Annotated in this window: 3 protein-coding genes; all 3 read left to right on the forward strand. The window is 67.0% G+C overall.

Annotation, left to right across the window (positions count from 1 at the left end; genetic code table 11):
* The first annotated feature begins 31 nt into the window (after positions 1 to 31).
* Positions 32 to 616 carry an ANTAR domain-containing response regulator gene (locus tag ACOJTB_RS11480; protein ID WP_420102652.1) on the forward strand — a complete coding sequence of 195 codons (585 nt, stop codon included), beginning with the start codon at positions 32 to 34 and terminating at the stop codon, positions 614 to 616.
* Complete coding sequence (locus tag ACOJTB_RS11485; protein WP_420102653.1) at positions 613 to 1,647, forward strand: CmpA/NrtA family ABC transporter substrate-binding protein; 1,035 nt, start codon at positions 613 to 615, stop codon at positions 1,645 to 1,647. The genes ACOJTB_RS11480 and ACOJTB_RS11485 overlap by 4 nt, the downstream gene beginning before the upstream one ends.
* A gap of 297 nt (positions 1,648 to 1,944) precedes the next feature.
* Positions 1,945 to 2,691 (forward strand): CmpA/NrtA family ABC transporter substrate-binding protein (locus ACOJTB_RS11490; RefSeq protein ID WP_420102654.1); only part of this gene is annotated, 747 nt, incomplete at its 3' end.

A 2,691-nucleotide genomic window follows, 5' to 3' on the forward strand; every position in this document is an offset into this window, starting at 1 on the left:
ATACCTCCGCGCGCGGGATTCTCCGGCAGGCATGCAGCCCCATCTTCGCATCCTCATCGTGGACGCCAATCAGGTGCGGGCCGCGATCATCGAGGAAGGCCTCCGGGAAGCGGGCTACCGGCACCTCATCCATCTTTCGGCCACGACGGGCCTCGTCGCGGCGATCGAGGCCCATGACCCCGACGTCGTGGTGATCGATCTGGAAGATCCCAGCCGCGATGCCCTGGCCGACATGTTCCTGGTCAGCCGCCATGTCCGCCGGCCCATCACCATGTTCGTCGACCAGTCCGACTCCGCCTCGATCGAGGCGGCGGTGGAAGCCGGCGTCTCGGCCTATATCGTCGACGGGCTGAAGAAGGAGCGGATGCAGCCGATTCTGCAGGCCTGCATCAGCCGCTTCAACGCCTTCCGCAAGCTGCGCGAGGAGCTCGACGAAGCCCGCTCCCAGCTGGAAGACCGCAAGATGATCGACCGCGCCAAGAGCATCGTCATGCGGATGAAGGGCCTCTCCGAAGAGGAGGCCTATGCGCTGATGCGGCGCACGGCCATGAACGAGAAGCGCAAGCTCGCCGATATCGCCCGCTCCCTCATCACCGCCGCGGAGATGCTGAAATGACGACGCTGCATTTGCGGGTCGGCTTCATGCCGCTGGTCGATTGCGCGCTGGTCGTGTTCGCCCGGGACGAGGGCTTCGCCGAGGAACAGGGCCTCCAGCTAGAGCTCGTGCGGGAGGTGTCGTGGTCCAATCTGCGCGACAAGCTGAACGTCAGGCTGTTCGACGCCGCCCATATGCTGGGGCCGGCCGCCATCGCCGCGACGCTCGGCATCGGCGGGGTCAAGGCGCCGATGGCGGTGCCCATGGGCCTCAACCGCGACGGAGCGGCGATCACCGTCTCGCTGCGCCGCTTCGAGGAGCTCAGCCGCCATGCCCAGGGCGATCTCGCTGATCCCGCGGTCTCGGCCCGGGCTCTGGCCGGCATCGTCGAGGCGCGCCGGCGCTCCCACCTGCCGCCGCTGACCTTCGCGGCCGTGTTCGGCTTCTCGATGCACACCTATCTGCTGTGCGAATGGCTGGCGAAGGGCGGGCTGACGCTGGGCGAGGATGTGCGCTTCGAGGTGGTGCCGCCGCCCCAGACCGTCGAAGCCCTGGCCAGCGGCCGGGTCGACGGCTTCTGCGCCGGAGCGCCCTGGAACGCGGCCGCCGTCGCGGCGGGCGTCGGCGCGATGCTGCATCCAAGCGTGGATCTGCGCAGCGATTGCCATGACAAGGTTCTGGCCTGGCGTGCGGACGATGCGGTGAACCGGCCTACAGCCGTGTCCAAGCTGACCGCCGCGATCCTCGCCGCCAGCGACTGGGCCTGCCAGCCGCAGAACATCCCGCGCATGGCGCAGCATCTGGCGGCGCACGACAGGCTCGGCTTGCCCGCCGCGCTGCTGGAGCGGATCCTGAGCGGGGAGCTGATCCAGGGCGGCGGACGGGCGCCGCGGCAGATCGACCGTTTCCTCAAGCTGGACCGGGCCGCCCTGCGCACCCACCCCGCGGACGCCGACTGGGTGCTCGCCGGCATGTCCCTGGCCGGACAACTCCGGCAGAGCGAAAGCGCGAGAGGCGAAGCGCGGAGCGTCTTCCTGCCCGCCTCTTTCTGAGGCACCCTGAAGACTGCCGCTTTTTTGATCCAAAGCGCAGTGATTGTGCAGCGCAACCGCCCTGCCGTTCCAGAGCCCTCATCCTGCAAGCTATTGAAATTCAAAGCGCAGGCTGAAAGCGGGCTCTTGGCACGATCTTTGTAAAGCTATCGCCACGCGGCCAACGCTGCCCGCGCCACTCCCGAATTCGGAACACAGCAACGACGCTGTCGAACGTGCCTGTCCAAGGCGCATTCGCGCGGCGTTTTTTCGCGTTCGGGAGGGCCGTTTCACCGATTCACGAGAGCGAGAGATTCGATGAGCAAGGTCGAGATCGGGGCGAATTTCCTGCCATCCAAGCCGAGCCGCCGCAGGCTGCTCCAGCTGTCCGGCACCGCGGCGCTGCTCGCGGCCGCCCGCAGCGCCTTGCCCTCCGGCGCCTTCGCCCAGAGCGCGGGGCCGGAGGTAAAGGGCACGCGGCTGGGCTATATCGCGCTCACGGATGCCGCGCCGCTGATCATCGCCAAGGAGAAGGGGCTGTTCGAGAAGCACGGCCTGCCCGAGATGGACATCTCCAAGCAGGCGAGCTGGGGCGCGACGCGCGACAACATGGCGCTCGGCTTCAAGAACAACGGCATCGACGGCGGCCACATCCTGCGGCCTAAGACCCATCTCTACACCACCGGCAAGGTGATGCAGAACGGCCAGCCGCTGCCGATGTACACGCTGCTGAACCTCAACGAGGACGGCCAGGCGATTTCGGTGGCCAACGAATACAAGGATCTCAACGTCCAGAAGGACGCCTCCCCGCTGAAGCAGGCTTTCGAGCGCAAGAAAGCCGCCGGCAAGGAGCTGACCGCCGCCATGACCTTCCCGGGCGGGACGCACGATTTGTGGATCCGCTATTGGCTCGCGGCCGGCGGGATCGACCCCGACACCGACATCAAGGTCATCGTCGTGCCACCGCCGCAGATGGTGGCGAACATGAAGGTCGGCACGATGGACTGCTTCTGCGTCGGCGAGCCCTGGAACGAGCAGCTCGTCAACCAGAACATCGGCTACACG

Source organism: Allobosea sp., from assembly GCF_048595345.1.
In the GTDB taxonomy this organism is placed as follows: domain Bacteria; phylum Pseudomonadota; class Alphaproteobacteria; order Rhizobiales; family Beijerinckiaceae; genus Allobosea.